This is a genomic window from Serratia sp. BNK-10 (assembly GCF_047456065.1).
Taxonomy (GTDB): Bacteria; Pseudomonadota; Gammaproteobacteria; order Enterobacterales; family Enterobacteriaceae; genus Serratia; species Serratia ureilytica.
In genome coordinates, this window is the sequence record NZ_CP179894.1 from 4,814,778 (window position 1) to 4,840,408 (window position 25,631).

27 protein-coding genes and 1 pseudogene are annotated in these 25,631 nt (G+C 58.8%); 17 read left to right on the forward strand and 11 right to left on the reverse strand.

Annotated elements, in window-relative coordinates; genetic code table 11:
• Window positions 1-7: 7 nt before the first annotated feature.
• Together ACMGG9_RS23120 and ACMGG9_RS23125 are read left to right on the forward strand one after the other, a co-directional pair.
• Window positions 8-1,249, forward strand: a complete 1,242-nt coding sequence (locus ACMGG9_RS23120) for an O-antigen ligase family protein (RefSeq protein ID WP_033652249.1) — start codon at window positions 8-10, stop codon at window positions 1,247-1,249.
• Window positions 1,246-2,226 carry a glycosyltransferase gene (locus ACMGG9_RS23125; protein WP_164107315.1) on the forward strand — a complete coding sequence of 327 codons (981 nt, stop codon included), beginning with the start codon at window positions 1,246-1,248 and terminating at the stop codon, window positions 2,224-2,226. The genes ACMGG9_RS23120 and ACMGG9_RS23125 overlap by 4 nt, the downstream gene beginning before the upstream one ends.
• Window positions 2,227-2,262: 36 nt before the next feature.
• Here the strand turns inward: ACMGG9_RS23125 and ACMGG9_RS23130 are convergent, their stop codons facing one another.
• Both ACMGG9_RS23130 and ACMGG9_RS23135 read right to left on the reverse strand, forming a co-directional pair.
• Window positions 2,263-3,357 (reverse strand): glycosyltransferase family 9 protein, encoded by a 1,095-nt coding sequence (locus ACMGG9_RS23130; protein ID WP_147881332.1) that lies wholly within the window; start codon window positions 3,355-3,357, stop codon window positions 2,263-2,265.
• 8 nt (window positions 3,358-3,365) lie between these two features.
• Window positions 3,366-4,322, reverse strand: coding sequence for a polysaccharide deacetylase family protein (locus ACMGG9_RS23135; RefSeq protein ID WP_042785585.1), 957 nt, complete (start codon window positions 4,320-4,322; stop codon window positions 3,366-3,368).
• A gap of 210 nt (window positions 4,323-4,532) precedes the next feature.
• Here ACMGG9_RS23135 and rfaQ point away from each other — a divergent pair, with 210 nt between their 5' ends.
• Genes rfaQ through ACMGG9_RS23150 form a run of 3 tightly spaced genes read left to right on the forward strand, consistent with a single transcriptional unit; the run spans window position 4,533 to window position 7,842 of the window.
• Window positions 4,533-5,615, forward strand: a complete 1,083-nt coding sequence (rfaQ, locus tag ACMGG9_RS23140) for a putative lipopolysaccharide heptosyltransferase III (protein WP_033652252.1) — start codon at window positions 4,533-4,535, stop codon at window positions 5,613-5,615.
• Entirely contained in the window at window positions 5,612-6,739 is a 1,128-nt protein-coding gene (locus ACMGG9_RS23145) for a glycosyltransferase family 4 protein (RefSeq protein ID WP_033645187.1), read from the forward strand. The genes rfaQ and ACMGG9_RS23145 overlap by 4 nt, the downstream gene beginning before the upstream one ends.
• A 2-nt stretch (window positions 6,740-6,741) precedes the next feature.
• Window positions 6,742-7,842: a glycosyltransferase gene (locus tag ACMGG9_RS23150; RefSeq protein WP_033645186.1), complete on the forward strand. Its 1,101-nt coding sequence runs from the start codon at window positions 6,742-6,744 to the stop codon at window positions 7,840-7,842.
• Between the two features lie 44 nt (window positions 7,843-7,886).
• On the opposite strand, the gene ACMGG9_RS23155 is transcribed toward ACMGG9_RS23150, so the two are convergent.
• Window positions 7,887-8,900: a glycosyltransferase family 9 protein gene (locus ACMGG9_RS23155; protein WP_033645185.1), complete on the reverse strand. Its 1,014-nt coding sequence runs from the start codon at window positions 8,898-8,900 to the stop codon at window positions 7,887-7,889.
• A gap of 125 nt (window positions 8,901-9,025) precedes the next feature.
• On the opposite strand from ACMGG9_RS23155, the gene waaA reads away from it, so the two are divergent.
• From waaA to coaD, 3 genes are read left to right on the forward strand one after another with little or no spacing between them, the layout of a single operon-like run.
• Window positions 9,026-10,303 carry a lipid IV(A) 3-deoxy-D-manno-octulosonic acid transferase gene (gene waaA, locus ACMGG9_RS23160; protein ID WP_019452200.1) on the forward strand — a complete coding sequence of 426 codons (1,278 nt, stop codon included), beginning with the start codon at window positions 9,026-9,028 and terminating at the stop codon, window positions 10,301-10,303.
• Window positions 10,304-11,077 carry a glycosyltransferase family 2 protein gene (locus ACMGG9_RS23165; RefSeq protein ID WP_033645184.1) on the forward strand — a complete coding sequence of 258 codons (774 nt, stop codon included), beginning with the start codon at window positions 10,304-10,306 and terminating at the stop codon, window positions 11,075-11,077. It begins immediately after the preceding gene.
• Between the two features lie 3 nt (window positions 11,078-11,080).
• Window positions 11,081-11,566 carry a pantetheine-phosphate adenylyltransferase gene (coaD, locus tag ACMGG9_RS23170; RefSeq protein ID WP_414161749.1) on the forward strand — a complete coding sequence of 162 codons (486 nt, stop codon included), beginning with the start codon at window positions 11,081-11,083 and terminating at the stop codon, window positions 11,564-11,566.
• A 3-nt stretch (window positions 11,567-11,569) separates the two neighbouring features.
• Here the strand turns inward: coaD and mutM are convergent, their stop codons facing one another.
• The 4 genes from mutM to radC form a co-directional block, all read right to left on the reverse strand.
• On the reverse strand, window positions 11,570-12,385 hold the full coding sequence (mutM, locus tag ACMGG9_RS23175) for a bifunctional DNA-formamidopyrimidine glycosylase/DNA-(apurinic or apyrimidinic site) lyase (RefSeq protein ID WP_208061026.1): 816 nt from the start codon (window positions 12,383-12,385) through the stop codon (window positions 11,570-11,572).
• A gap of 81 nt (window positions 12,386-12,466) precedes the next feature.
• On the reverse strand, window positions 12,467-12,634 hold the full coding sequence (gene rpmG / locus ACMGG9_RS23180; RefSeq protein WP_002442576.1) for a 50S ribosomal protein L33: 168 nt from the start codon (window positions 12,632-12,634) through the stop codon (window positions 12,467-12,469).
• Between the two features lie 11 nt (window positions 12,635-12,645).
• On the reverse strand, window positions 12,646-12,882 hold the full coding sequence (gene rpmB, locus ACMGG9_RS23185) for a 50S ribosomal protein L28 (protein WP_004931195.1): 237 nt from the start codon (window positions 12,880-12,882) through the stop codon (window positions 12,646-12,648).
• A gap of 262 nt (window positions 12,883-13,144) precedes the next feature.
• A complete protein-coding gene (gene radC, locus ACMGG9_RS23190) occupies window positions 13,145-13,828 on the reverse strand; it encodes a RadC family protein (RefSeq protein ID WP_016929682.1) in 684 nt (227 codons plus the stop codon).
• A gap of 183 nt (window positions 13,829-14,011) precedes the next feature.
• Here radC and coaBC point away from each other — a divergent pair, with 183 nt between their 5' ends.
• The 3 genes from coaBC to slmA all read left to right on the forward strand — a co-directional run bounded on the left by coaBC (window position 14,012) and on the right by slmA (window position 16,513).
• Complete coding sequence (gene coaBC, locus ACMGG9_RS23195; RefSeq protein ID WP_168177212.1) at window positions 14,012-15,229, forward strand: bifunctional phosphopantothenoylcysteine decarboxylase/phosphopantothenate--cysteine ligase CoaBC; 1,218 nt, start codon at window positions 14,012-14,014, stop codon at window positions 15,227-15,229.
• Window positions 15,207-15,665, forward strand: coding sequence for a dUTP diphosphatase (gene dut, locus ACMGG9_RS23200; RefSeq protein ID WP_033652257.1), 459 nt, complete (start codon window positions 15,207-15,209; stop codon window positions 15,663-15,665). The genes coaBC and dut overlap by 23 nt, the downstream gene beginning before the upstream one ends.
• A 251-nt stretch (window positions 15,666-15,916) precedes the next feature.
• Window positions 15,917-16,513 (forward strand): nucleoid occlusion factor SlmA, encoded by a 597-nt coding sequence (gene slmA / locus ACMGG9_RS23205; RefSeq protein ID WP_033652258.1) that lies wholly within the window; start codon window positions 15,917-15,919, stop codon window positions 16,511-16,513.
• Window positions 16,514-16,544: 31 nt separating this feature from the next.
• On the opposite strand, the gene pyrE is transcribed toward slmA, so the two are convergent.
• On the reverse strand, window positions 16,545-17,186 hold the full coding sequence (pyrE, locus tag ACMGG9_RS23210) for an orotate phosphoribosyltransferase (protein WP_042785593.1): 642 nt from the start codon (window positions 17,184-17,186) through the stop codon (window positions 16,545-16,547).
• 96 nt (window positions 17,187-17,282) lie between these two features.
• Window positions 17,283-17,999 (reverse strand): ribonuclease PH, encoded by a 717-nt coding sequence (gene rph, locus ACMGG9_RS23215; RefSeq protein WP_025160305.1) that lies wholly within the window; start codon window positions 17,997-17,999, stop codon window positions 17,283-17,285.
• A gap of 126 nt (window positions 18,000-18,125) precedes the next feature.
• Between rph and ACMGG9_RS23220 the strand changes: the two genes are divergently transcribed.
• Entirely contained in the window at window positions 18,126-18,989 is an 864-nt protein-coding gene (locus tag ACMGG9_RS23220; RefSeq protein ID WP_015379441.1) for a YicC/YloC family endoribonuclease, read from the forward strand.
• 54 nt (window positions 18,990-19,043) lie between these two features.
• Here the strand turns inward: ACMGG9_RS23220 and ACMGG9_RS23225 are convergent, their stop codons facing one another.
• The gene (locus tag ACMGG9_RS23225) at window positions 19,044-19,433 is read right to left on the reverse strand and encodes a hypothetical protein (protein WP_147881328.1); all 390 of its coding nucleotides are present in this window, start codon (window positions 19,431-19,433) and stop codon (window positions 19,044-19,046) included.
• A 375-nt stretch (window positions 19,434-19,808) separates the two neighbouring features.
• Between ACMGG9_RS23225 and ACMGG9_RS23230 the strand changes: the two genes are divergently transcribed.
• Window positions 19,809-20,993, forward strand: coding sequence for a NupC/NupG family nucleoside CNT transporter (locus ACMGG9_RS23230; RefSeq protein WP_004931212.1), 1,185 nt, complete (start codon window positions 19,809-19,811; stop codon window positions 20,991-20,993).
• A gap of 34 nt (window positions 20,994-21,027) precedes the next feature.
• Here the strand turns inward: ACMGG9_RS23230 and ACMGG9_RS23235 are convergent.
• Window positions 21,028-21,464 (reverse strand): annotated as a pseudogene (locus ACMGG9_RS23235) (DUF3574 domain-containing protein).
• A 253-nt stretch (window positions 21,465-21,717) separates the two neighbouring features.
• Here ACMGG9_RS23235 and ACMGG9_RS23240 point away from each other — a divergent pair.
• From ACMGG9_RS23240 to spoT, 4 genes are all read left to right on the forward strand, one after another.
• Window positions 21,718-22,335: a trimeric intracellular cation channel family protein gene (locus tag ACMGG9_RS23240; protein WP_025304704.1), complete on the forward strand. Its 618-nt coding sequence runs from the start codon at window positions 21,718-21,720 to the stop codon at window positions 22,333-22,335.
• Between the two features lie 211 nt (window positions 22,336-22,546).
• Window positions 22,547-23,170 (forward strand): guanylate kinase, encoded by a 624-nt coding sequence (gene gmk, locus ACMGG9_RS23245; protein ID WP_033636481.1) that lies wholly within the window; start codon window positions 22,547-22,549, stop codon window positions 23,168-23,170.
• A 54-nt stretch (window positions 23,171-23,224) separates the two neighbouring features.
• On the forward strand, window positions 23,225-23,500 hold the full coding sequence (rpoZ, locus tag ACMGG9_RS23250) for a DNA-directed RNA polymerase subunit omega (RefSeq protein ID WP_004931221.1): 276 nt from the start codon (window positions 23,225-23,227) through the stop codon (window positions 23,498-23,500).
• Window positions 23,501-23,518: 18 nt separating this feature from the next.
• Window positions 23,519-25,630, forward strand: coding sequence for a bifunctional GTP diphosphokinase/guanosine-3',5'-bis pyrophosphate 3'-pyrophosphohydrolase (spoT, locus tag ACMGG9_RS23255; RefSeq protein ID WP_015379445.1), 2,112 nt, complete (start codon window positions 23,519-23,521; stop codon window positions 25,628-25,630).
• Window position 25,631: the final 1 nt, after the last annotated feature.

Below are 25,631 nucleotides of genomic sequence, written 5' to 3' on the forward strand. Positions count from 1 at the left end.
ACGCCCGATGCTAAAACAAAAAACGCCGCACCCTGCCTTCAGTTATCTGATTTATCTGGGATGTGCCATCGCTTTTTGCACCATTCCTTTCGGTTCCGCGACCGGACGCAATCTGTTTTACGTTTCCAGCTACATCGCCTTTATCGCCGTTTGCCTGTATCCGCGCTACTACTTCAGCAACGTTAAAAATCTGCTGTTGCCCGCGCTGATGTTCTGCGTCGGCATGGGCACCATCCTGTGGATGCATCATTTCAAACAGCCGGGCGAATATATCAATGTTTATCGTTCCTATATGTCGACCGGCAAACTGCAGCTCGCGACCGCTTTCATTTTGCTGATTGCGCTCAATGAACGGCTGTGCGTGCAGCGCCTGCTGATCGTCGTGGCCCTCGTTACCGGTTTGGCGGTCAACGGCTATTCCCTCTATCAAGGATTGCGGCTGGATATTCCTCGTGTGGAGCTCAACTTCGATCGCGCCACGGTCGTTGCCTACCTGATGACGGCCATCGATCTGGTGATGATGCAAGCCATCCTGATGCTGCGCACCCGCTACCGTCTGGTGCTGTACATTGCGGCGTTCCTGCTTTCCTTCTCCGCGCTGGTGCTGACCGGCACGCGTGCGGCGATGCTGGTTTACCCGGTGGCGGTTTGTCTGTCGCTGCTGGCGACCAAACATCTGGTATCCAGAAAACACAAGTTTGTGCTGGTCTCCTCGGTACCGTTGTTGCTGCTCATCTGCGGATTCGTCTTTAAGACGCAGATTGAACAACGCATTGCCGACTTCAAAACCAACATGCAACTGATCGATAAACCCGAGATAGATAACTCCATCATTTCCCGTCTATCGATGCAGGTGATTGCATGGCGTACAGGAACGGATGCCCCATGGGGTCAATCCGCCGAGCAGCGCGGTGAAGAGATCCGCGCCATCGTTGCGCAGCAACCGCACCTGTCTGGCGTCATGCCTTACATCAACGTGCATCTGCATAACGAGCTGCTGGAGACCTATTCGCTCAAGGGGGTCTGGGGGGCGTTGCTGTTGCTGGCGCTGTATATCGGCCTGTTCTTCTCTTCATTCCGGCCGCAGCGCAACGCGCTGCTGCTGAGCGTGAGCGCCAGCCTCTTCGTTTACGGTCTTAGCGACGTCATCTTCTTCAGCACGGAAGGCACCGTCATATTCTGTCTGGCGCTGATCGCCGCCGTGCTCTCCGTGGCGAAACCGCCTTTCGCCCAGGAGCAGACCGCGTGAAAACTCATCAGCCACCGCTGCTCAGCGTTATCGTGCCGTTTTACAATAACGAAGCGTTTGTCATCGCTGCGCTGGATTCGTTATTTACGCAGATTTCTGATGAGATTGAGGTGGTCATCATCGACGATGGCTCTACCGATGCGTCAGGGGCGCTGGTCAGCCGGTATCTGGCGCAGCGGCAGCATCCGCACGTGGCTTTTATTTCACAGGCCAACGGCGGCATTGCGCACGCCCGCAATGTCGGCCTGCAGCTAGCCACCGGGCGCTACGTCACCTTTCTCGACGGCGACGATCTGCTGAGCGACGACTATCTGGCGATCCTGCGGCCCCTGCTGATCGCCGATGAATATGACCTGATCGATTTTAATTATCAGAAGTTCACCGAACAACCGCCGAAACCCGAGAACCGCGCGACACAGCCCGCAGCCTACGACTTTTCCTCGTTGGGGCTGGGCAGCCTGCAACCGCTGTTCGCACGCTCGATGTGGCATCTCTGGAGCCGGGTATATAAGCGCACGCTGCTGGCAGGGGAAACGTTCGAAGACGGCAGGCGTTATGAAGACGTGATTTTCACGCCTTTTCAGTATTTCAAAACTCGCCGCATCGCCCATCTTGACTGCGAACTCTATTTCTACCGGGATAACAGCCAGGGCATCACCCGCAATATCAAACCCAAAGATATTGAAGATTTGCTGTTCGCCATGGAGAAGATGCTGCGCTTTGTGGCGCAGCATCTTGGGGATGAGCCGCTGCGCCGGTTGGCCGCCCTGATGCTGGCCAACTGCTTTTCCGAGGTGAAAAGCATGTCGAAGGCGGTGTACGGTTATTATCATTACGCGCCGGCAACGCTGCAAATTCTGCGCCGCGCCGCCGCTGTCTGCCGCAACAGCGACGTGCCGGGCAAAAAAGTCCGCCAGATGCGCTATGCGCGAGTGGATACCTTTCTTTCGAAGCTGCGCGGGCGCAAACCACGCTAACCGCATCGGCCTGGCGGCCGATGCGTCGCCGCACCTCTAGCGCGCTAAAGGCACGTGCGCGACCAGTTCGTCATAAATCCGCTGCGGCTGAATGACCCCCATCGGGCTTTCCGCCTCCAGCGGCATCGTATAGCCGGTGCGCGACACCTGAATGATGCGGTGCAGTTCAGGATCCTGAATCGGCCCGGTGGAGCGTGAATCGGCGGTCACGAACAGGCTGATGGTTTTCACCTTCAACGCCACCGCCAGATGCAGCGGCCCGGTGTCGCCGGTGACCAGAACATGGAAACTGTCGAGCAACGTCAGCAAGCCTTGCAGCCCCGTTTTACCGATCTGATTATCCACGCAGGGCTGCGTTTGCGGGCCGATCAGGCTCATAAACTGCTGGGCCTTGCCGTCGTCAAGCGGTGCGCCAATCAGCACGATGCGCACATTGGGGTGCTTCGCCACCAGCTCATCGGCCAGGCGCGCATAGTGCGACACCGGCCAGCAACGCGACTCCGTCGATGCCCCCAGTTGAAAACCGATGGTGGGATGGTCGCTGCTTTTGACGCCGCGCTGATAGTCCACGGGAATTTCCATCGTCGGATCGTCGCTGCGGCAGCCCAAAATGGAAATCAGCTCCAGTTTGCGGCGCACGAAATGGCCGTAATAATGGAAGATATAGTTGGTTAACCAAGGTTCCAGCCCGCAAATGCCCGAGCTGTAGTTATCCCTGATGATGTACTTTGCCCCCGCCATGATGGCGCTGATGATGTCATAAGGCAGGTGAGAGTGCAGGATCAGCGCCAAATCCGGCTGATGTTCGCGCAGCGATTTCAGCAATGGGCGTATCGTCTTGATCTTGCTGTCCCAATACACCACGCGATCGTAATAGCGGCCGTTTTCCACCAGTTCGCGGTTTTTCTTGTGCACCACCAGCGTGATGTGCGCGTTGGGATAGCGTTCCCTCATCGCCCTCAATGCCGGCGTGTTGAACATGAAGTCGCCCAACGCCGTGGTGGAATAGATGACGATATTGTCAAACTGCTGGGCGCCGTCGAACGTCGCCTTGTCCTGAAAACGGCCGTACTTCGCCGTATAGCGCCGCAAGAACCAGTCGGCAACCTTAATTTTCCATTTCTTCGACATGTGCGTGCTTAGTTCGCTTTAAGTTGATAATACTCGGCCAGCGTCATGCCCACCGTGCGCTGCTGCAGCCAGTCAAACAGCTGCTCCAGATCGCGGTACAGCACTTCGATATCCTGCTCGGTTTTGAACGTCGGGCTGCCGCCCGGCATAAACTCGGAGGAGTGCAGCATAAACTCGACGTAGTCATGCCCCTGCGCCAACGACGTCTCGGCCACGCTTATCATCTTGGCCACGTTGCCGCCACTCGGCCGCAGCCAGTTGACGGACGGCGAACGCCGCTTGCCGCGCAGCCGATCATAGCCCTGCTTGAACGCATTCATCAGCGCCGAATGCTTGTACTGGATGCTCATCGGCACTTCCAGCAGCGACGAAGCGCCCGGCTTGGCGATGTTCTGCGGATCGATGAAATAGGCGTGCGACGGGAACCGGCTGTAATCGGTACCGCCGTTGCCCTGCGGGTTGCCCGGCGAAAACTGCCAGTTGACCCGCGGCGTAACCGAACAATCCACCTGATAGCCGTATTCCAGCAGCAGTGAGGCATAGTATTCGTTGAACGCCCAACGGCCGGCGCGATGGCTGAGCATTTTGGTCTGGAAGGCGTCCTCCAGCAGTTTGGTCATGTGGTCGACTTTGGCGCGTATCTGATCGGCGGGATACTCGATCAAATAAGGCTTGTGGCGCCAGTCGTCATCGGTGAGCGGCGTCAGCGGCGGGCTGTTCCAGGCGTGCAGATGCATGCCGACTTCACCGGCGCCGCGGGCGATCACGTCACGCGCGAACTCGACGTAAGCCGGATCCATCGCCATTTCATAGTTGGTGAGATAAACCGGCTTGAAGGCATATTTCTCGCACAGCGCCTGAAAGCGCGGCAAGAAACGCGTGTTTTCGGTCGCGATGCGATCGTGGTTTTGCCACAGATTATCGCCTTCGGTATCAATGGTGATGAGAAACGCCGGTTTAGTCATGAATATCGAACCTGATATCAACAGAATACGCTATGTTACGCAGGCCGTTTCGCCAGGGCAAACGACTTTGCTGCCTGGTTTGGACAACGTTGAAGCGCATTCGTCCCTGCTCCGGCGATTTTTTTGCGGCTCGGCAAGAAAACCGAGCAACAGTAGCCACATGCGATCGGGTCATTTAGAATCAAAGATTGGTTTCCCAGAAAGCGACTCATGATGAACGACGCGCCAGCCCTAACTTCCGCCCCATCCGTACAGCGTATTCTGATCATAAAACTGCGCCACCACGGCGATATGCTGCTGGTCACGCCGGTCATCAGCAGCCTGCGGCAAAACTACCCGCAGGCCCGGATCGATGTGCTGCTGTATCAGGAAACGCAGGAGATGCTGGCCAGTAATCCGGAACTGTCGACCCTGTTCGCCATCGATCGCCAATGGAAAAAACAGGGCGCCCGCGCTCACCTCGGACATGAGCTGGCGCTGCTGCGCCGCCTGAAGGCGCAGCGCTACGATCTGGTGGTCAATCTGGCCGATCAGTGGCGCAGCGCCATCATCACGCGCCTGACCGGCGCGCGCATCCGTTTGGGCTTCGATTTCCCCAAACGCCGCGGCTTCCTGTGGCGCCACTGCCACACGCAGCTGGTGCCGGTAGACAATCACGCCCACTTGCATACCGTCGAACAAAATCTCTCGTTGCTGGCGCCGCTGAACCTGCCCGCGCTCAATGAGCATGTCACCATGAGTTATGATCCGCAGGATTGGCAGACCTGTGAGCAACTGTTGCAGAAACAGGGCGTCGCCGGCAGTTATATTGTGGTGCAGCCCACCTCGCGCTGGTTCTTCAAATGCTGGAGCGAAGAGAAAATGGCCGCCACCCTCACCGCCTTGCAGGCCGACGGCCACCAGTTGGTGATCACCTCCGGCCCCGACGCCAGAGAAAAAGCCATGGTCGAGCGCATTTTGGCGCTCTGCCCGCCGCAGGGCGTAATCTCGCTGGCCGGCCAGCTGACGCTGCGCCAACTGGCCGCCCTGATTGACCACGCCAAGCTGTTTATCGGCGTGGACTCGGTGCCGATGCATATGGCCGCCGCGCTGCAAACGCCGTGCGTGGCGTTATTCGGCCCTTCCAAGCTGACTTTCTGGCGGCCATGGCAGGCTACCGGCGCCGTGATCTGGGCCGGCGACTTCGGCGAACTACCCGATCCGGACGCCATTGATACCGGCACCGACGAACGGTATCTCGACCTTATTCCTACAGACGCGGTGATTGCAGCCGCGCGGAGCACGCTGGCATGAAAGCATTTCGTTTGGCGATCGTTCGCCAAAAATACCGCCCGGACGGCGGAGCCGAACGTTTCGTTTCCCGCGCCCTGGAAGCGCTGGAACAACAGGATCTCGATCTGAACGTCATCACCCGCGAATGGCAGGGTGACGCCAATCCCAACTGGCATATCCACCTGTGTAACCCGTTGAAACTAGGCCGCATCAGTCGCGAACGGGGCTTCGCCGTGGCGGCCAGGGCGCTGTGGCAGAAAGAGCGCTTCGATCTGGTGCAAAGCCATGAGCGCATTCCCGGCTGCGATATCTACCGCGCCGGCGACGGCGTACACCGCCGCTGGCTGCTGCAACGCGCGCGGCTGCTGCCCGAGTGGCGCCGCAAATGGCTGTTTTCCAACCGTTATCATCGCTATGTGATGTGCGCTGAGCGCGCCATGTACGCCGCACCGGAGCTGAAAGCCGTCATCTGCAACGCCGAAATGATCAAACGGGAAATCATCGCCGACTTTGGCGTGCCCGCCGACAAAATCACGGTGATCTATAACGCCATCGACAATCAAAAGTTCCTGCCCGCCGACGAGGCCCAGCGCCGACGCCTGCGTGAGCAATATCAGATCCCGCAACAGGCGCACTGCCTGATCTTCGTCGGCTCCGGTTTCGAGCGCAAAGGGCTGGCCGCCGCCATCCGCGCCGTGGCGGCGACCGACAGCCACCTCTTGGTGGTCGGTAAAGACAAAGCCGAAAAGCGTTACCGGGCGCTGGCGCAGTCGCTGGGCTGCGGCGATCGCATTCACTTTATGGGCGTGCAGAAGCAGACTCTGCCGTTCTATCAGGCCGCGGATGCGCTGCTGCTGCCGACGCTTTACGATCCGTTCCCGAATGTGATTCTGGAAGCGATGTCCTGCGGCCTGCCGGTTATCACCAGCACCACCTGCGGCGGCGCCGAGTTTATCACCCCGGGCCAGAACGGCTTCGTGACCGACGCGCTCGACGTGCCGGCCATCACGGAAGCCATTCGGGCGCTGCCGCGCCAGGCGCTGGGATCCTCCATGGGCGAAGCGGCAAGATTGCGCATTATGACGGCTACGCCGGCGCATCTCTCCGAACAGCTCATTTCCCTCTATAACCGGTTACTGGATTAGCTATGCGTATTCTGATGATCATCGATGGCCTGCCGGGAGGCGGCGCGGAAAAAGTGGTGCTGACCCTGTGCCAAGGCATGCAGCAACAGGGGCATGACGTCAGTCTGATCTCGCTGCGTGACGTCTGCAATTACCCTATCCCGTCAGGCATTGATTATCAGGTGGTGGCCGATCGCAGCCGTGCCCCCTGGCGCAAGCTGACCGAGCTGTCGCGCCGCGCCGCCGCGCTGGATCGGGCGGTAGCCGAACACGAGCGCCAAAACGGCGCGTTCGATCTGGTGTTCTCCAACCTGCACAAAACCGATCGCATCGTCAGCCGCAGCAAGCGGCTGGCTTCGGATCGCCTGTGGTTCTGCATTCACGGCATTCTCTCCACCTCCTACCTCGGCCACCGCAAAGGCCTGGATCGCTGGCTCAAGCAACGTAAAATCGCCAACGTTTACCAGGGGAGAAATATCGTCGCCGTTTCACAGGCGGTCGGCGGCGATCTGCAGCAGAATTTGCCGATCCACCCGCGTCGGCTGGCGGTCATCAATAACCCGTTCGACATCGACGCCATCCGGCAACAGGCGGCGGCACCTTGCGAACTGGCCGGTCAGGACTATCTGGTGCACGTCGGCCGCTTTCACGCCACCAAGCGGCATGACCGCCTGCTGAAAGCCTATGCGCAATCCGGTATTCAGGCGCCGCTGGCTTTGATCGGCACCGGGGATGACGCCCGCGTCGCCGAGGTCAAGCGTCTGGCGGCAGACTTGGGTATCGCAGAGCGCGTGCTGTTCCTCGGCTTCCAGGCCAATCCCTATCCGTTTATCCGCCATGCCTCGCTGTTGGTGCTCAGCTCCGATAGCGAAGGGTTTGGCAATGTGCTGGTAGAATCGCTGTTGTGCGGCACGCCGGTGGTCAGCACCCGCTGTCCGGGCGGCCCTGCGGAAATTCTGGAAAAAGCCGGCATGGCTAACGCGTTGGCGGAATTAAACGAAGCGTCGCTGGCAGAAAAAATGGCGGAAATTTACGCCAATCCGCCGCAGATAAATCAACAGCAATTGCTGAGCTATGGGCTGGAGCCTATTTGCCGTCAATATATTGAGCTGAAAGAAAAATAATAAAGTAATAAATAAGGCAGGTGATACCTGCCTTATTTTCTTCGCTAGCTTAGCGCCTGCATTTTCTGCCAAACCTCATCGACAGAAACATCTTCACAGTGCCCCGACTCACTCTGCAAAATATGATGACGGCCGGTCCATGGATGCCAGGACGTTTTATCGGTATCGCCAAAGAACACCACCATATCCTTATTCAGCGCGGCGGCAAGATGCATCTGCCCGCCGTCGCTGCACAGCACCCGGTCGCATAAATCGAACCCGCCCAACAGCTCGCGCACCGAGGCCGTCGGATAAAGCGCAACGCGTTCGTTTTGGCACAACGCCAACAGCTGTTCTGCGCGCTGCTGATCGCCGATGTCGTCCGGCGCCAGCGTGCCCTGCGGCGACCAGAAGATCAGCACGCCGGTGCGGGGATCGGCGGTCAGGCGGTTGATGATTTCGGCATAGCGTTCAACCGGCCAGCGCCTTTTCGGGCTGCGGCTGCTGATATGCACGGCGCAAACCCGTTCGACCGACGGCAGGCGTTCCTGCAGCCGCTGCGCCGCCAGCTGCCGCTCTTCCGGCGTCAGGAATACCCGCACCGGCGGGATCGGAATGGCTTGATCGGTTATCGCCGATAAATAGCTGTAGGTGTGTTCGACCTGATGTAGACCGCGGAAATCGTCCTTGCGGAACGGGCGCTGAATATCTTTCGTGCCCAAATCGGCGCCGATGATATGGGTGGCGCCGGCCATTTTCGCTAAACGCAGGCTGTATTTGCAAGGCACCGGGTTAGCCAGAATGACCGCATCGAACTTTATTTTGCGCAGCTTCAGGAAGATCATCAGACGTTCGAAATAAACGCCCAACGTCGTTTCATTTTTCGCCTTGTGCTTGGCCTTTTTATAGACAAAGACTTTCTCGAGATGAGGGTTGTTTTTAACAACGTCCTGGCTGACTTTATTGATCAGCAGATAAACTTTTGCGTCTGGATAGGCAATTTTCACCCCTTCAATCAGAGGCGTGGTGCAAACAAGATCGCCGATGTTGTCGCGGCGAATAATTAAAATATTCTTCATTCCGAGCCTATCGGCGAAATCGCTCGCCGGTTGTCTGAAACTGACACCCAAGGTTACCAAATTAGCGCCTTTCCCTTCCAGTTATGGTACTATTCCGAATAACCCATATAAATGAAATTGATAGAATGTTGCTGCGTTTATATCAGGTACTACTCTACCTCATCCAACCCCTGATCTGGCTCCGCTTACTGCTGCGCAGCCGCAAAGCTCCAGCCTACCGTAAACGCTGGGCGGAACGCTATGGCTTCTGCGCCGGGAAAGTCGTGCCGGGCGGCATTATGCTGCATTCCGTCTCCGTCGGCGAAACGCTGGCGGCCATCCCGCTGGTGCGGGCGCTGCGCCATCGTTACCCCGCTTTGCCGATAACTGTGACCACAATGACCCCGACAGGTTCAGAACGCGTCCAGTCCGCTTTCGGCAAAGACGTGCATCATGTCTATCTGCCCTACGATCTGCCCGGTTCCATGAACCGCTTCCTCGACCAGGTGAATCCCAAGCTGGTGATCATCATGGAAACCGAGCTATGGCCTAACCTGATCAACGCACTGCATCAGCGGCAAATCCCCCTGGTGATCGCCAATGCGCGCCTGTCGGCGCGATCCGCCGCCGGCTATAAGAAAATTGGCGGATTCATGCGCGATATGCTGCGCCGCATTACGCTGATCGCCGCACAGAACCAGGAAGACGGCGATCGTTTTATCGAACTGGGCCTGAAACGCTCGCAGCTGGCCGTTACCGGCAGCCTGAAATTCGATATCTCCGTCACCCCGGAACTGGCCGCCCGCGCCGTTACGCTGCGCCGCCAATGGGCGCCGCGCCGCCCGGTGTGGATCGCCACCAGCACCCATGAAGGCGAAGAAACCATCCTGCTCGAAGCGCACCGCAAGCTGCTGGAAAAACACCCCGACCTGCTGCTGATCCTGGTGCCGCGTCACCCGGAACGCTTCCCGACCGCCAAGGAACTGGTACAGAAGGCCGGCTTCAGCTACACCCTGCGCAGCAGCGGCGAAATCCCGTCCGGCAGCACCCAGGTGGTGATCGGCGATACCATGGGCGAACTCATGCTGTTGTACGGCATCGCCGATCTGGCCTTTGTCGGCGGCAGCCTGGTGGAACGTGGCGGGCATAACCCGCTGGAAGCCGCCGCCCACGCCATCCCGGTGCTGATGGGCCCGCACACCTTCAACTTTAAAGACATCTGCGCCAAGCTTTCGCAGGCCGAAGGCCTGATCACCGTGACCGACGTGGATTCGCTGGTAAAGGAAGTGGAAACCCTGTTGACCGACGAAGACTACCGCCGTTACTACGGCCGCCATGCGGTGGAAGTGTTGTATCAGAATCAGGGAGCGTTGCAGCGCCTGCTGCAGCTGCTGGAACCGCACCTGCCGCCCCGGAGTCACTGAATGAGCAGCCGCAAAAGCCTGTCGGTGGTGATGATCGCCAAAAACGAAGCCGGGCTGTTGCCGGACTGCCTGCGCTCTGTCGCCTGGGCCGATGAAATCATCGTGCTGGACTCCGGCAGCGAGGACGACAGCGTCGCCGTCGCCGAAAGTCTGGGCGCCAAAGTCTTCACGCACACCGACTGGCAAGGATTCGGCAAGCAGCGCCAGCTGGCGCAAAGCTACGCCAGCCATGACTACGTATTGATGATCGACGCCGACGAACGCGTCACCCCCGAACTGCGGCAATCCATCGAGCGGGTGTTGAACGCGCCGGACGACGGCGCCGTTTACAGCTGCGCGCGGCGCAACCTGTTCCTTGGCCGCTTCATGCGCCACAGCGGCTGGTATCCCGACCGCGTCAACCGCCTGTACGCCAATTCACGCTATCGCTATAACGACGATCTGGTGCACGAGTCGCTGAACATCGGCGACGCCAAAGTGATCCCCCTCAGCGGCGATATGCTGCACCTGACCTGCCGCGACTTCTTCGCCTTTCAGCGCAAACAGCTGCGCTATGCCGAAGAATGGGCCACACAGCGCCACCGGGCCGGCAAGCGTTGCGGCTATCTGTCCATCCTGACCCACACGCTCGGCGCCTTCGTCAAAACCTGGCTGCTGCGGGCCGGCTTCCTCGACGGTAAACAGGGGTTGCTGTTAGCGGTGGTCAACGCGCAATATACCTTCAATAAATATGCCGCATTATGGGCATTGGGCCGCAACTACTCAGAGAAGTGAATCATGACCAGCAAAGCCATCTATCCCGGGACCTTCGATCCCATGACCAACGGCCACCTGGATTTAGTGACGCGCGCGTCGCTGATGTTCGATCACGTGATTCTGGCCATCGCCGCCAGCCCGAGCAAAAAGCCGCTATTCAGCCTGGATGAGCGCGTGGCGCTGGCGACGCAGGTCACCTCGCATCTGGACAATGTGGAGGTAATGGGCTTCAGCGAGCTGATGGCGCATTTCGCCGCTCACCAGAATGCCAATATCCTGGTGCGCGGCCTGCGGGCGGTGTCTGACTTTGAGTACGAACTGCAGCTGGCGAACATGAACCGCCATTTGATGCCGACGCTGGAAAGCGTGTTCCTGATGCCTTCCGAAGAGTGGTCGTTCATCTCCTCCTCACTGGTGAAGGAGGTCGCCCGCCACGGCGGCGATATCGCGCCTTTCCTGCCCGATGTGGTCACTCAGGCGCTGATGGCGAAGCTCGCCGCCGCGTGATGCTCAGCGCTGGCAGCGTCGGCAAAAGAAGGTGCTGCGCTGCCCGTGCTTGGTGGATTCAATCGGCGTGCCGCATGTGCGGCACGGTTCTCCCGCCCGTCCGTAAACCTGCAGCTCCTGCGCGAAGTACCCCGGTTTCCCGTCCGACTGCAAAAAGTCGCGCAATGTGGTGCCGCCCTGCTCGATGGAGCGTTGCAACACCGCCTTGATGGTCTTCGCCAACAGCGCCGCTTCGGCTTTGGTCAAGGATCCCGCCGGACGATCGGGCAGGATCCCGGCGCTGAACAGCGATTCACTGGCGTAAATGTTACCGACCCCGACCACCAGCTTATTATCCATCAGCCACGGTTTGATCAGCGTGCGCTTATTACGTGATTTTTCATACAGGTAGTCGCCGTTGAACGCCTCACTCAGCGGTTCCGGCCCCAGATGCGCCAACACGCTGCTGGTCGCCAGGTCTTCGCACCACAGCCAGGCGCCGAAGCGGCGCGGATCGGTATAACGCAGGATCATACCGTTGTTGATCACCAGATCGACGTGGTCGTGTTTGCCGGCTTCGTCTTCGTTTTCCTCACGCAGCATGCGCAGGCTGCCCGACATGCCCAGATGCACGATAATCCAACCGCGCTCCAGCTCAATCAGCAGGTATTTGGCCCGACGCTGCACGCTGAGCACCGGCTGATCGCTCAGCGTCAGGATCTGCTCGGAAACCGGCCAGCGCAGGCGCGCGTTGCGCACCACCGCATACTGAATGCTGTGGCCGACAAGATAAGGCTCTATACCGCGTCTGCTCGTCTCAACTTCCGGTAATTCAGGCATCTGGCTTCCCCTCCGATGTTTTCTACCCTTTATAAAACAAAAAACCCGGCCAAGGCCGGGTTTTTCATTAATCCACTAAAATTATTTAATTTTAGCTTCTTTGTATACTACGTGCTGACGGACAACTGGATCGAATTTCTTCAGTTCCAATTTTTCCGGCTTAGTACGCTTGTTCTTCGTGGTGGTATAGAAGTGACCAGTACCAGCAGAAGAAACCAGCTTGATCTTCTCGCGAACACCTTTAGCCATGATTCAGTTCCTTAATACTTCTCACCACGGGCACGCAGATCGGCCAGAACCGTCTCAATACCCTTCTTATCGATAACACGCATACCTTTAGCAGATACACGCAGAGTTACAAAGCGCTTCTCAGCCTCAACCCAAAAACGGTGTGAGTGCAGGTTAGGCAGAAAACGGCGTTTGGTCGCGTTCATTGCGTGGGAACGGTTGTTACCGCTCACCGGGCGCTTGCCAGTAACTTGGCAGACTCGGGACATGTCTATTCTCCAAAAATCAAATCAGCTCGAGCTTCGTATAGGGTATGGCCGCCTCGTCAGGCTTTTAGAGCCCATCTCAGCAAACTTCATACTGAGGAGACTCTCGTCATCAGGTAGAAACCACACATCAGGTCAGAAACCTGCTGAGATAGGCTCTTGCGCCAAACCCAAGATTCTCAAAGGTGGCGTAGTATACGCTCTGAAGCGTAAGTGCTCAAGTCCCGAACAGCTAAAGATCCCACAAGGATCGCGAAAAAATCGCTTAAAGCCATCCGCGCTCGGCAAAAGAGACGCATTCACCCCGACCGATCACCAAATGATCGAGCACTCGGATCTCCAATAACTGGCAGGCTTTCACCACCTGTTCAGTTATCAAACGGTCGGCATGACTGGGTTCAGCCTTACCCGAGGGGTGATTATGCGCGAGAATCAGCGCGGCGGCATTAGCCTTCAACGCTTCACGCACAATTTCTCTCGGGTAGACGACGACGCTGCTGATGGTACCAGCAAACATCTCCTGATGGCGAATAACCCGATGCTGATTGTCTAAAAACAATACCAAAAAGACCTCTCGCTCACGATGTGCCAGCAGGCTTTGCAGATAATGCTGGGTGACGCGCGGGTTAAGCATGGCGTTTTCCTGCGAGAGATGGCTGGAAAAGAAGCGAAGCGCCAGCTCGGCAATCGCCTGCAGCTGCGTATAGCTGGCGTCGCCCAGGCCTTTTTGACTGCAAAACGCCTGATGATCGGCCGACATCAGATGGTAAAGCGAGCCGAATCGGCGCAGCAGCTGCTCCGCCAGCTGCATTACGTGCACGCCGGGCAACCCGGTGCGCAAGAAAATGGCCAACAGCTCTGCGTCGGACAGCGCCGCGGCCCCCTGCATCAACAGCTTTTCACGCGGCGCCAGCGCGCCCGGCCAGCACGCCACAGTCGGGTTGCTCATCGTGTTCCTCCCTGAAAGGGCTACAGCATGCCATGCGCCCCCCGGCGCGTTCGACAGGTGTTTGATAACATTGCGAAGTGTTTCGCAAAGCACAATGTAACGCCCTGCAGCCATTGCGGAATCGCTCACCTGAACGGCGGATATGCTAAAATGGCGCATCTTTCGGCTTTCAATCGGACAATGATGATGACGGGACTTTCCGGCAAACATATTGTGCTTGGCATCAGCGGCGGCATCGCCGCCTACAAATGCCCAGAGCTGGTGCGCCGCCTGCGTGACAGGGGCGCGGAAGTGCGCGTGGTGATGACCCACGCCGCCAAGGCGTTCATTACGCCGCTGACGCTGCAGGCCGTTTCCGGCCACCCGGTGTCCGACGATCTGTTGGATCCCGCCGCCGAAGCCGCCATGGGCCACATCGAACTCGGCAAATGGGCGGATCTGGTGATTCTGGCGCCGGCGACCGCCGATCTGCTGGCGCGCGTCGCCGCCGGCATGGCCAACGATCTGCTGACTACCGTCTGCCTGGCGACCGACGCCCCTATCGCCGCCGCCCCCGCCATGAACCAGCAGATGTATCGCGCCGCCGCCACGCAGGCCAACCTGCAAACGCTGCAGGCGCGCGGCATGCTGCTCTGGGGGCCGGACAGCGGCAGCCAGGCCTGCGGCGACGTCGGCCCGGGCCGCATGCTGGATCCGCTGGACATCGTCGAGCTGGCGAACGGTCATTTCTCCGCCCCGCAGGATCTGCAACATTTGCAGGTTATGATCACCGCCGGCCCGACGCGCGAAGCGCTGGATCCGGTACGCTTCATCAGCAATCACAGCTCCGGCAAAATGGGCTTCGCCATCGCCCGCGCCGCCGCCGCCCGCGGCGCGCAGGTGACGCTGATCGCCGGGCCGGTGAGCCTGCCGACGCCGCCGAAGGTCACACGCGTGGACGTCACCAGCGCGCTGGAGATGGAACAGGCGGTGCAACAGCGCGCCGCTCAGCAGCAGATTTTCATCTCCTGCGCCGCCGTAGCCGACTACCGTCCCGAGCGGATCGCCGATGAAAAAATAAAAAAACAGGGTGATGAAATCGTCCTCAAGATGGTAAAAAACCCCGATATCGTCGCCGGCGTGGCGGCGATGACCAAAAATCGACCGTTTGTCGTGGGGTTTGCCGCCGAAACCCAGAATGTGGAAGAATACGCGCGGCAAAAACTGGCGCGTAAGAAGCTGGATTTGATTTGCGCTAACGATGTATCGCTTGCAGAGCACGGGTTCAACAGCGACACCAATGCCCTGCACCTTTTTTGGCAGGATGGAGATAAACGCCTGGCGCTGAGCGACAAGGCACTCCTTGGCCAACGTTTAATAGACGAGATAGTCAGCCGTTATGATGAAAAAAATCGACGTTAAGATCCTCGACCCGCGCATCGGTCAGGATTTCCCGCTACCGACCTACGCCACTCCGGGCTCAGCCGGTCTCGACCTGCGCGCCTGCCTGGACAGCGCGGTGGAGCTGGCGCCGGGTGAAACCACGCTGCTGCCTACCGGTCTCGCGATCCATATCGCCGACGCCGGCCTGGCGGCGGTGATCCTGCCGCGCTCAGGCCTGGGCCATAAGCACGGCGTCGTGCTGGGCAATCTGGTCGGCCTGATCGACTCCGATTATCAGGGCCAGCTGATGGTGTCCGTCTGGAACCGCGGCCAGAAGTCATTCACTATCGAACCGGGCGAACGCATCGCGCAGATGGTCTTCGTGCCTGTGGTGCAGGCCGAGTTCAACCTGGTGGAAGAGTTCGACAGCAGCGAGCGCGGCGAAGGCGGCTTCGGCCACTCGGGGCGCCACTAAGCGCCACCCAATGCACGATGGCCGGCAGGGAAACGTCGCCTGAACCTTGCCTTTCCGGGGAGAAGGATGTCTCTGCGGCAAGGTTTTACCGCGACAATTGCAGCGCACACCAGGCAGCGCGGAAAAAGGCCGTTAAGGCCGCTGACCCCAGCATCGTAAAAAAGCTATCACATAAGCCGCACAGAGCCTGCTCTGCAGCGGCCGGTGCCCGGGTTTCCGTCAGTTAAGTTTTAGCAAGGGTCTAATCAGACATGGCAGAAAAAGAAAATACGAAAAGGAATCGGCGCGAGGAAATATTGCAGGCGTTAGCCCAGATGCTGGAATCCAGCGACGGCAGCCAGCGCATTACCACCGCCAAGCTCGCCGCGAACGTGGGTGTTTCTGAAGCTGCGCTGTACCGGCATTTCCCCAGCAAGACACGGATGTTCGACAGTCTGATCGAGTTTATCGAAGACAGCCTGATCACCCGCATCAACCTGATCTTGCAGGACGAGAAAGAGACGTTTAGTCGTCTGCGCCTGATTTTACTGCTGATTCTGGGCTTTGCGGAACGCAACCCGGGGCTGACGCGCATCATGACCGGCCACGCGCTGATGTTTGAACAGGATCGCCTGCAGGGCCGCATCAACCAGCTGTTCGAACGCATCGAGGCGCAGCTGCGTCAGGTGTTGAAAGAGCGCAAATTGCGCGAAGGCAAAGGCTTCATCGTCGATGAAACGCTGCTGGCCAGCCAGCTGCTGGCCTTCTGCGAAGGCATGTTGTCGCGCTATGTGCGTTCGGAATTCCGCTATCGCCCAACGCAGGAATTCGACGCCCGCTGGCCGCTGTTGGCGGCCCAGCTGCAATAACGATAACGCCGGGCATGCCCGGCGTTTTTACTTATATCCCGTACTGCTCGCGGTAAGCGCGCACCGCCGCCAGGTGGTCCGCCATTTCCGGTTTCTCTTCCAGATAGGCGATCAGATCCTTCAGCGTCACGATCGAAATCACCTTGCAGTGGTAGTCGCGTTCCACTTCCTGAATGGCGGAGATGTCCGCGCGGCCGCGTTCCTGGCGGTCGAGGGAGATCAGCACGCCCGCCAACGAAGCGCCGCTGGCGCCGATGATTTCCATCGACTCACGGATCGCGGTACCGGCGGTGATCACATCGTCCACCAGCATCACGCGGCCCTGCAGCGGGCTGCCCACCAGCGAACCGCCCTCGCCGTGGGTCTTGGCTTCCTTGCGGTTAAAGCAGTAAGGCACGTCGCGCTCATGGTGTTCCGCCAGCGCAACCGCCGTGGTGGTGGCGATAGGAATGCCTTTATAGGCCGGGCCAAACAGCAGATCGAAATCGATGCCGGAATCCATCAGGGCTTCGGCATAGAAGCGCCCCAACAGCGCAAGATCGCGCCCGGTATTAAACAGGCCGGCGTTGAAGAAATACGGGCTGGTGCGGCCGGATTTCAGGGTGAACTCGCCGAATTTCAATACCTGCTTGTTAAGCGCGAACTCGATAAACTGGCGCTGATAGGCTTTCATTACTGCTTCTCCTCGTCTGAATCTGCTTGGGTCTTGTCATTACTGCCGCCCGATCGGCGGGCATAAAAAAGGCGACTTCTCAGTCGCCTTGAAAAATTAGTCCGCCAGCGCCGCTTTCTGCGCCTGGAAGATGGTTTCGATGCCTCCTCGGGCCAGCGCCAATAGCGCCAACAGCTCATCGTGGCTGAACGGCTCGCCTTCGGCGGTGCCCTGCACTTCAATCATGCGGCCGTCTTCCATCATCACCACGTTCATGTCGGTTTCCGCCGCGGAATCTTCCACATACTCCAGATCGCACAGCGCTTCGCCGTTGACGATGCCGACGGAAACCGCCGCCACCATGCCCTTCATCGGATTGGCTTTCAGCTTACCGTTGGCCACCAGGGTGTTCAGCGCATCGGCCAGCGCCACGCAGGCGCCGGAGATGGAAGCGGTGCGGGTACCGCCATCGGCCTGCAGTACGTCGCAGTCGAGAGTGATGGTGAATTCACCGAGCTTTTTCAGATCCACCGCGGCGCGCAGCGAACGGGCGATCAGGCGCTGGATCTCCAGCGTGCGGCCACCCTGTTTGCCTTTGGCGGCTTCACGGGCGTTGCGGCTGTGGGTGGAGCGCGGCAGCATGCCGTACTCGGCGGTGATCCAACCTTGCCCCTGGCCTTTCAGGAAGCGCGGAACGCCCTCTTCTACCGTGGCGGTGCACAAGACTTTGGTATCGCCAAACTCAACCAGCACTGAACCTTCAGCGTGTTTGGTATAGTGACGGGTCAGTGTCAGGGGGCGAACTTGCTGTGGTGCTCTGCCTGCAGGACGCATGGGCTCTCTCCGGCTTCAAATCAACTATTGGCTGCGCATTATACGGGCTTCGTGACGTAATGCCTATCCTGCCCGCAGCCGCGACGCTATAATCGCCCCATCTTTTCCTATTACGGGTACGCATCAATGATCCGCAGCATGACCGCCTACGCCCGGCGTGAAATCAAGGGTGAATGGGGCAGCGCAGCCTGGGAGCTGCGTTCCGTTAACCAGCGCTACTTAGAAACCTACATCCGCCTGCCGGAACAATTCCGCAGCCTGGAGCCGGTGATCCGTGAACGTATCCGTGGCCGCCTGACCCGCGGCAAAGTCGAATGCAACCTGCGTTTCGAACTGGATCCAAGCGCGCAAAGCTCGCTGATCCTGAACGAAAAACTGGCCAAACAGCTGGTCGAAGCCGCCAACTGGGTGAAAATGCAGAGCGACGAAGGAGAAATCAACCCGATCGACGTGCTGCGCTGGCCGGGCGTGATGTCCGCGCAGGAGCAGGATCTGGACGCCATCAGCGCCGAGCTGATGCAAGCGCTGGACGGCGCGCTGGATGACTTTATCGTCGCACGCGAAAGCGAAGGCGCCGCGCTGAAAACGCTGATCGAACAGCGCCTCGACGGCGTCAGCGCCGAAGTGGTCAAAGTGCGCGCCCAGATGCCGAACATCCTGCAATGGCAGCGCGAGCGCCTGGTCAGCAAGCTGGAAGAGGCGCAGGTGCAGCTGGAAAACACTCGCCTGGAGCAAGAGCTGGTGCTGATGGCGCAGCGCATCGATGTCGCCGAAGAGCTGGACCGCCTGGAAGCGCACGTGAAAGAGACGCACAACATCCTGAAGAAGAAAGAAGCCGTCGGCCGCCGCCTCGACTTTATGATGCAGGAATTCAACCGCGAATCGAACACCCTGGCCTCCAAGTCAATCAATGCCGACGTCACCGCCTCCGCCATCGAGCTGAAGGTGTTGATCGAGCAAATGCGCGAGCAGATCCAGAACATCGAGTGATCCGCTCCGCACGCCATCAAGCCCGCGCCACGCGGGCTTTTTTATGGCTATAGATCAGCGATAGGCGGCCGCCTGTTCCTCACCGATCAACCCCATTTTCTGCAGTTGCACCGCAATGCTCCAGGTTGAACGCTCGAACTCATCGCTCAGCGCCTCCAGCGTCGTCCCGGCCGCATGGCTCTCGCGCAGCCGCAGTTTTTCTTCTTCCGGCCAAGGGAAGTAGGCATTGGCCGGCCGGCCCTCGGCCAGATTCTTCTGCCGCTTTTCTTCCGGCGTCAGCCTGGCTTTTTTCTGCAGTTCAGATTCACCGTCAAACTCGTCGGCCAACGCGAACAGCAGGCGGATAGCCTCCGGCGCGCAGGCCGCTGAAGCCGGTCTCAATAGCTCGCCGGTGTCGGGATTAACGCCGTTGGCCAGCGCCCTGAGCAACGTGCCGATATTCATCGTTCGCCTCCTTGTTCGATAAAATGCGCGCCGATCGCGACCGGCGCCTTGTCCAAACATGTTTCTCTTCCTCAGCCAAGAAAGCCACGCTTTGCGCCATGAAAAATCGCCCATTGCGAGCCAGATTCCAGGTGCCTGAACGTGCGGGACAGTGGTTGCATCAGGCTGCGAGCCGGCAGGCATCATGGAAGACGGCTCACTAAGGCACTTCGGGGGCTTATGAAAAACTGCCGAGCAGCGCGTGCGGATGACAATCGGCAAGATATCCCGCACGCCATAAGTATTTTGTTCTAATTATCACGCAAGGTAATGAAAGGACGGCGATGCTGTGGCTAAATGTGTTTTTTTCCTGCCCGTGAACCGTACGGACCGTTTATGCCACAAATTCTGCAATTTATTATGGCCCTGGTGGTGATCATCGCCCTGGCGCTGCTGGTCAGCAATAATCGCAAGAAAATCCGCCTGCGCTATATCATCCAGCTGTTGGTGATCGAAGGCGCGCTGGCCTATTTCTTCCTGCACTCCGCCAGCGGGCTCAGCGTGATCAAACACGTCGCCGGCTTCTTCGACACCCTGCTCGCCTACGCCGCACAAGGGTCGGAGTTCGTGTTCGGCGGCATGAGCAAAGATGGCCTGGCGTTTATCTTCCTGGGCGTTTTGTGCCCTATCATCTTTATTTCCGCCCTGATCGGCATTTTGCAGCATTTCCGCATCCTGCCGCTGATCATCCGCCTGGTGGGCACCCTGCTGTCCAAGGTCAACGGCATGGGCAAGCTGGAATCGTTCAACGCCGTCAGCACGCTGGTGCTGGGGCAGTCGGAGAACTTCATCGCCTACAAGGGCATCATCGGCGACATCTCGCCGCGCCGCATGTACACCATGGCCGCGACCGCCATGTCGACGGTATCGCTCTCCATCGTCGGCGCCTACATGTCGATGATCGACGCGCAGTACGTGGTGGCGGCGTTGATCCTTAATATGTTCAGCACCTTCATCATCCTGTCGATCATCAACCCGTATCAGGTCGAAGACGAGCCGGAGCTGAAGCTGAACAAGCTGCACGAAGATCAGAGCTTCTTCGAAATGTTGGGCGAGTACATTCTGGCCGGCTTCAAAATTGCGATGATCATCGCGGCGATGCTGATCGGCTTTATCGCGCTGATCTCCGCCGTCAATGCGCTGTTCTCGGCGGTGCTCGGCATCAGCTTCCAGCAAATCCTCGGCTACGTGTTCTATCCGCTGGCCTGGCTGATCGGCATCCCGGCGGAAGAGGCCCTGAAGGCGGGCAGCATCATGGCGACCAAACTGGTGGCCAACGAATTCGTGGCGATGATTGAGCTGAAGAAAATCGCGGCGGAGCTGTCGCCGCGCGGGCTGGGCATTCTGTCGGTGTTCCTGGTGTCGTTCGCCAACTTCGCCTCCATCGGCATCGTCGCCGGCGCCATCAAGGGGCTGAACGAGCAGCAAGGCAACGTGGTTTCCCGTTTTGGCCTGAAGCTGGTTTACGGCTCGACGCTGGTGAGCCTGTTGTCGGCGGCCATCGCCGGCCTGGTGCTGTAATCCCCACTCCCGGCCGCAGGGCCGGGAGTTTGCTTTAAAACGCCACGCACACCGGCGCATCCACCCGCATTACCGAATCCTGCGCAAACTGCTGCTTATAGCCGCTGCGCAGCGCCTCGATATTCGCCTCGCTCTCTTTGCCCGGCGCATGGATCAACAGCAGCGCCTTGCTGTTCTCGCGCGCCAGCTTGCCGTCGTGACCCAGCCACTGCCCTTTGGCATCAAACACCGTCAGCCCGTCTTTAAAACGCGGCGTCACCTGGCTATCGACGAAGGTTTGCCACTCGGCGGCGGTGATCGCCGGCCCCGCCGGCCGGTTCAGGCCGAAGTAGAGCGTTGTCTGTACCAGCGGATCGCCGGTGCGACAAGTCGGGGCGGGGGGGAAACAGCCTGGTGGCCTGGCGCCACGCAGCCGCTCAGCAGCAGGGCGGCCACCATGGCGCCGGCGGCCAGTCTCGGGGAGTTTTTCATCTGCAGTCTCGATTTTTCGGTTGAAGGATTCGCTGCAAAAGTCATAGTCAGCGATGGAAATTAGCTCGAAATTTCTAATGCTTTCATTAACAGCCAGATGTTAAAAAAGGCTGGTTATCGGCAATAAAAATGGAGTTTGGATTAGCTATATTAATCCGAAACACCATCGGTGAAAAAAACTCAGTGGCGCGCGTCCTCGGCGGCGATTACCCTGCCGGCCATCATTCTGACGCAATTACGCTGTGAACCCCTTATGTTACTGAGCATCCTTTATATCATCGGCATCACCGCCGAAGCCATGACCGGCGCGCTGGCGGCCGGCCGCCGCCAAATGGACATGTTCGGCGTGATCATCATCGCCTCTGTCACCGCAATCGGCGGCGGGTCGGTGCGCGATATGTTGCTCGGGCATTTTCCGTTGGGCTGGGTCAAACACCCGGAATACATCGTCATCGTCGCGATAGCGGCGATCGTCACCACCTGGGTGGCTCCTCTGATGCGCCATCTGCGCCGCCTGTTCCTGGTGCTCGACGCCGTCGGCCTGATCGTCTTCTCCATCATCGGCGCGCAGGTGGCCCTGGATATGGGGCACAGCGCCATTATCGCCGCCATCGCCGCGGTGATCACCGGCGTCTTCGGCGGGGTGCTGCGCGATATGTTCTGCAACCGCATCCCGCTGGTTTTCCAGAAGGAGATCTACGCCGGCATCTCCTTCAGCGCCGCCTGGCTGTATATCGGCCTGCAGCACCTCAGCCTGCCGCACAATCTGGTGGTGATCCTCACCTTGGTCGCCGGCCTGAGCGCGCGTCTTATCGCCCTGCGCTTCCGCCTCGGCCTGCCGGTGTTCAACTACCAGCATCCGGATCACTGATCTCGGGGCGGCAACGCGCCGCCGCCGAGGCCAAAACTGCAAAAATGTCGCCCTTCGACGCGCAAATTCGCCCTTTCGGCGCTTTTTCCACGCAAAGCCGCGGGCAAAATGCGAGCTAACGCTGCACCCGGCGCGTTAGCCGTGTATACTGTGCGGAGAAAATACACATCCGCTGTTTTTGGCATATCAACCGTTATCAACGAACATCATCATGGCTCAAGGCACGCTTTATATTGTCTCTGCTCCCAGTGGCGCAGGTAAATCAAGTCTGATTCAGGCTTTGTTAAAGACGCAACCGCTGTACGACACGCAGGTTTCGGTTTCGCACACCACGCGCGACAGTCGCCCGGGTGAAAATCACGGCGAGCACTATTTCTTCGTCTCGAAAGACGAATTCCGCCGGATGATCGAGCAGGACGCGTTTCTTGAGCACGCCGAAGTGTTCGGCAACTATTACGGCACCTCGCGCGCCGCCATCGAACAAGTCTTGTCGACCGGCGTGGATGTGTTTCTGGATATCGACTGGCAGGGCGCGCAGCAAATCCGCGCCAAAATGCCGCAGGCGCGCAGCATCTTCATTCTGCCGCCGTCGAAGGAAGAACTGGGCCGCCGCCTGCGTGGACGCGGGCAGGATTCCGAAGAGGTGATCGCCAAACGCATGGCTCAGGCCGTGGCGGAAATGACGCATTACGCGGAGTACGATTACCTGATCGTGAACGATGATTTCGATCTGGCGCTGTCCGATCTGAAGACCATCATTCGCGCCGAACGCCTGCGTTTGGGCCGCCAGTTGCTGCGGCATGACGCTTTAATCAGCAAACTATTGGCAGACTGAAGGCAGTTTCAGTATCATGCCCAGTCTTTTCGTCACCTGTGGAGTAGCACAAATATGGCACGCGTAACTGTTCAAGACGCTGTAGAGAAAATTGGTAACCGTTTTGACCTGGTGTTGGTCGCTGCTCGTCGGGCGCGTCAGATCCAGACCGGCGGCAAAGATGCACTGGTTCCGGAAGAGAACGACAAGTACACCGTTATCGCCCTGCGCGAAATCGAAGAAGGCCTGATCACCAGCCAGATCCTCGACGTGCGTGAGCGCCAGGAACAGCAAGAGCAGGAAGCCGCAGAGATTCAAGCGGTTACCGCGATTGCTGAAGGTCGTCGTTAATTAGACTGCGAGTCCGCCTTGTACCTGTTTGAAAGCCTGAATCTGCTGATTCAACGTTACCTGCCCGAGGAGCAGATTAAGCGCCTCAAACAGGCATACCTCGTCGCGCGCGACGCGCACGAGGGCCAGACACGCTCCAGCGGTGAGCCCTACATTACTCACCCGGTCGCCGTGGCCTGCATCCTGGCGGAAATGCGTCTCGATCACGAGACGCTGATGGCGGCGTTGCTGCACGACGTCATCGAAGACACCCCAGCCACCTATCAAGATATGGAACAGCTGTTCGGCAAGAGCGTCGCCGAACTGGTTGAGGGCGTCTCCAAGCTCGACAAGCTGAAGTTCCAGGACAAGAAAGAAGCGCAGGCGGAAAACTTCCGCAAGATGATCATGGCGATGGTGCAGGATATCCGCGTCGTGCTGATCAAGCTGGCCGACCGTACGCACAACATGCGCACCCTCGGTTCGCTGCGCCCCGACAAACGCCGGCGCATCGCGCGTGAAACCCTGGAAATCTACAGCCCCCTCGCCCACCGTCTGGGTATTCATCACCTGAAAACCGAGCTGGAAGAGCTGGGCTTCGAGGCGCTGTACCCAAACCGTTATCGCGTGATCAAGGAAGTGGTGAAAGCCGCGCGCGGCAACCGCAAAGAGATGATTCAAAAAATCCTCTCCGAGATCGAAGGGCGGCTGACCGAGGCCGGCATCGCCTGCCGTGTCAGCGGGCGGGAAAAACACCTCTACTCCATCTACCTCAAGATGCACCTGAAAGAACAGCGTTTTCATTCCATCATGGATATCTACGCGTTCCGGGTGATCGTAAAAGAGGTCGATACCTGCTACCGCGTGCTCGGCCAGGTGCACAGCCTGTATAAACCGCGCCCGGGGCGGGTCAAAGATTACATCGCCATTCCCAAGGCCAACGGCTATCAATCGCTCCATACCTCGCTGATCGGCCCGCACGGCGTGCCGGTCGAAGTGCAGATCCGCACCGAAGACATGGATCAGATGGCTGAGATGGGGGTGGCCGCGCACTGGGCTTACAAGGAAAGAGAACAGGGCGAAACCGGCACCACGGCGCAGATCCGCGCCCAACGCTGGATGCAAAGCCTGCTGGAGCTGCAGCAAAGCGCCGGCAGTTCGTTTGAATTTATCGAGAGCGTCAAATCCGATCTGTTCCCGGATGAGATTTACGTTTTCACCCCGGAAGGCCGCATCGTCGAGCTGCCCGCCGGCGCCACGCCTGTCGACTTCGCCTATGCGGTGCATACCGATATCGGCCATGCCTGCGTCGGCGCACGCGTCGATCGTCAGCCATACCCGCTGTCGCAGTCGCTGACCAGCGGCCAGACCGTCGAGATCATCACCGCGCCGGGCGCACGGCCCAACGCCGCCTGGCTGAACTTCGTGGTCAGCTCGAAAGCGCGCGCCAAGATTCGCCAGATGCTGAAGAACCTCAAGCGCGACGACTCCGTCGGCCTCGGCCGCCGTCTGCTCAACCATGCGTTGGGCGGCAGCCGCAAGCTGGCCGAAATCCCGCAGGAAAACATTCAGCACGAGCTGGACCGCATGAAGCTGGCGACGCTGGACGATCTGCTGGCGGAAATCGGCCTCGGCAACGCCATGAGCGTAGTGGTGGCGAAGAACCTGCAGGGCGATCAGTCCAGCCTGGGCACCACCTCCGGCGTGCGCAACCTGGCCATCAAGGGCGCCGACGGCGTGTTGATCACCTTCGCCAAGTGCTGCCGTCCGATTCCGGGCGACCCGATTATCGCTCACGTCAGCCCGGGCAAAGGGCTGGTGATCCACCATGAATCCTGCCGCAATATTCGCGGCTATCAGAAAGAGCCTGAGAAGTTCATGGCGGTCGAGTGGGATAAAGAGACCGAGCAGGAGTTCATCGCCGAGATCAAGGTGGATATGTTTAACCACCAGGGCGCGCTGGCCAACCTGACGGCGGCGATCAACGCGGCCGAATCCAATATTCAGAGCCTGAACACCGAAGAGAAAGACGGTCGGGTTTATAGCGCCTTTATCCGCTTGACCACCCGCGATCGCATCCATTTGGCAAACATTATGCGTAAAATCCGTATCATGCCGGATGTGATCAAAGTTAACCGCAACCGAAACTAGC

Coding starts and splice junctions, on each gene's coding strand:
- ACMGG9_RS23150 (WP_033645186.1), top strand. CDS start 6,742: ATGCGTATTCTGATGATCATCGATGGCCTGCCGGGAGGCGGCGCGGAA.
- slmA (WP_033652258.1), top strand. CDS start 15,917: ATGGCAGAAAAAGAAAATACGAAAAGGAATCGGCGCGAGGAAATATTG.
- ACMGG9_RS23230 (WP_004931212.1), top strand. CDS start 19,809: ATGCCACAAATTCTGCAATTTATTATGGCCCTGGTGGTGATCATCGCC.
- ACMGG9_RS23145 (WP_033645187.1), top strand. CDS start 5,612: ATGAAAGCATTTCGTTTGGCGATCGTTCGCCAAAAATACCGCCCGGAC.
- coaBC (WP_168177212.1), top strand. CDS start 14,012: ATGATGACGGGACTTTCCGGCAAACATATTGTGCTTGGCATCAGCGGC.
- ACMGG9_RS23165 (WP_033645184.1), top strand. CDS start 10,304: ATGAGCAGCCGCAAAAGCCTGTCGGTGGTGATGATCGCCAAAAACGAA.
- rfaQ (WP_033652252.1), top strand. CDS start 4,533: ATGATGAACGACGCGCCAGCCCTAACTTCCGCCCCATCCGTACAGCGT.
- rpmG (WP_002442576.1), bottom strand. CDS start 12,634: ATGGCTAAAGGTGTTCGCGAGAAGATCAAGCTGGTTTCTTCTGCTGGT.
- coaD (WP_414161749.1), top strand. CDS start 11,081: ATGACCAGCAAAGCCATCTATCCCGGGACCTTCGATCCCATGACCAAC.
- radC (WP_016929682.1), bottom strand. CDS start 13,828: ATGAGCAACCCGACTGTGGCGTGCTGGCCGGGCGCGCTGGCGCCGCGT.
- ACMGG9_RS23120 (WP_033652249.1), top strand. CDS start 8: ATGCTAAAACAAAAAACGCCGCACCCTGCCTTCAGTTATCTGATTTAT.
- ACMGG9_RS23155 (WP_033645185.1), bottom strand. CDS start 8,900: ATGAAGAATATTTTAATTATTCGCCGCGACAACATCGGCGATCTTGTT.
- ACMGG9_RS23220 (WP_015379441.1), top strand. CDS start 18,126: ATGATCCGCAGCATGACCGCCTACGCCCGGCGTGAAATCAAGGGTGAA.
- mutM (WP_208061026.1), bottom strand. CDS start 12,385: ATGCCTGAATTACCGGAAGTTGAGACGAGCAGACGCGGTATAGAGCCT.
- ACMGG9_RS23225 (WP_147881328.1), bottom strand. CDS start 19,433: ATGAATATCGGCACGTTGCTCAGGGCGCTGGCCAACGGCGTTAATCCC.
- ACMGG9_RS23135 (WP_042785585.1), bottom strand. CDS start 4,322: ATGACTAAACCGGCGTTTCTCATCACCATTGATACCGAAGGCGATAAT.
- ACMGG9_RS23240 (WP_025304704.1), top strand. CDS start 21,718: ATGTTACTGAGCATCCTTTATATCATCGGCATCACCGCCGAAGCCATG.
- rpmB (WP_004931195.1), bottom strand. CDS start 12,882: ATGTCCCGAGTCTGCCAAGTTACTGGCAAGCGCCCGGTGAGCGGTAAC.
- gmk (WP_033636481.1), top strand. CDS start 22,547: ATGGCTCAAGGCACGCTTTATATTGTCTCTGCTCCCAGTGGCGCAGGT.
- waaA (WP_019452200.1), top strand. CDS start 9,026: ATGTTGCTGCGTTTATATCAGGTACTACTCTACCTCATCCAACCCCTG.
- pyrE (WP_042785593.1), bottom strand. CDS start 17,186: ATGAAAGCCTATCAGCGCCAGTTTATCGAGTTCGCGCTTAACAAGCAG.
- rph (WP_025160305.1), bottom strand. CDS start 17,999: ATGCGTCCTGCAGGCAGAGCACCACAGCAAGTTCGCCCCCTGACACTG.
- dut (WP_033652257.1), top strand. CDS start 15,207: ATGATGAAAAAAATCGACGTTAAGATCCTCGACCCGCGCATCGGTCAG.
- rpoZ (WP_004931221.1), top strand. CDS start 23,225: ATGGCACGCGTAACTGTTCAAGACGCTGTAGAGAAAATTGGTAACCGT.
- ACMGG9_RS23130 (WP_147881332.1), bottom strand. CDS start 3,357: ATGTCGAAGAAATGGAAAATTAAGGTTGCCGACTGGTTCTTGCGGCGC.